Origin of the sequence: Leucobacter chromiisoli (genome assembly GCF_016522505.1) — a bacterium.
GTDB classification, from domain to species: domain Bacteria; phylum Actinomycetota; class Actinomycetes; order Actinomycetales; family Microbacteriaceae; genus Leucobacter; species Leucobacter chromiisoli.
Genome location: NZ_JAEHOH010000036.1, coordinates 1 through 1,350, shown reverse-complemented (window position 1 = coordinate 1,350; position 1,350 = coordinate 1). Strand labels below are relative to the sequence as shown.

The 1,350-nt window shown below is 64.0% G+C and carries 1 protein-coding gene; it reads left to right on the top strand.

The annotated features are described in order from the left end of the window. The first annotated feature begins 71 nt into the window (after nt 1-71). A complete protein-coding gene (locus JD276_RS15670; RefSeq protein WP_200116595.1) occupies nt 72-1,310 on the top strand; it encodes an IS256 family transposase in 1,239 nt (412 codons plus the stop codon). Nucleotides 1,311-1,350 lie beyond the last annotated feature (40 nt).

Below are 1,350 nucleotides of genomic sequence, written 5' to 3'. Positions count from 1 at the left end.
GGGACTGTCTGATTAACGGTGGATCTGGTCGGGCCTGACCGAAAGGAAGGGCGATGACCGATGTCATCGAGATGATCGATCCTGTGACGGGAGAGATCTTGGATGAGCAGCAGCTCGCGGAGCAGTTGCTGAAGCAAGCGAAGGAACAGGGCGTTGACCTCGTCGGGCCGGACGGCTTGTTGAACGGGCTCACGAAGCGAGTCCTCGAGACGGCGCTCGAGGCAGAGATGACCGAGCACCTCGGTTACGAGAAGCACGCCGTCTCAGCGAGCGAGAACGCGCGCAACGGATCGAGGTCGAAGACCGTGCTGACCGAGGTCGGGCCTGTTCAGATCGAGGTGCCGCGGGATCGGGACGGGTCGTTCGAACCGAGTATCGTCAAGAAGCGGCAGCGACGGTTGACCGGTGTCGATGAGATTGTGCTCTCGCTCACCGCGCGCGGGCTGACCACCGGCGAGGTCGCCGCGCACTTCGACGATGTCTATGGCGCTCAGGTGTCGAAGGACACGATCTCGAGGATCACGGACAAGGTGATCGAGGAGATGACCGATTGGCAGAACCGTCCGCTGGATCGTGTCTACCCGGTGGTGTTCGTCGACGCCTTGGTGGTGAAGGTCCGTGACGGGCAGGTGCGGAACAAGCCGTTCTATATCGCGGTCGGCGTCACGGTGAACGGTGAGAGGGACATCCTCGGGATCTGGGCCGGCGATGGTGGTGAAGGCGCGAAGTTCTGGCTCGGGGTGCTCACCGAGATCAAGAACCGTGGCGCCGAGGATGTCTGCATCGTCGTCTGCGACGGCCTCAAGGGACTCCCGGAGTCGATCAACACGGCGTGGCCGCTCGCGACGGTGCAGACCTGCATCATCCATCTGATCCGCAACACGTTCCGGTTCGCATCGCGGCACTACTGGGAAGAGATGGGCAAGGACCTTCGCCCCGTTTACACCGCGCCCACCGAAGCGGCCGCAGCCGAACGGTTCCGCGAGTTCGACGCGAAGTGGGGGCAGCAGTATCCCGCGATCACGAAGCTCTGGCAGAACGCGTGGAGCGAGTTCGTCCCGTTCCTGGACTGGGACGTCGAGATCCGCCGGATCATCTGCTCGACGAACGCGATCGAGTCGCTCAACGCCCGCTACCGGCGCGCGGTCCGCGCCCGCGGGCACTTCCCCAATGACGCCGCGGCGCTGAAGTGCCTCTACCTCGTGACGCGCTCGCTTGACCCGACCGGGCGCGGTCGGGCACGCTGGGCGACGAGGTGGAAGCCGGCGCTGAACGCGTTCGCGATAGCCTTCGAAGGCCGAATCAACTAACGATGCGCTCGGCCAGATCCACCGTTAATCGGACACACCC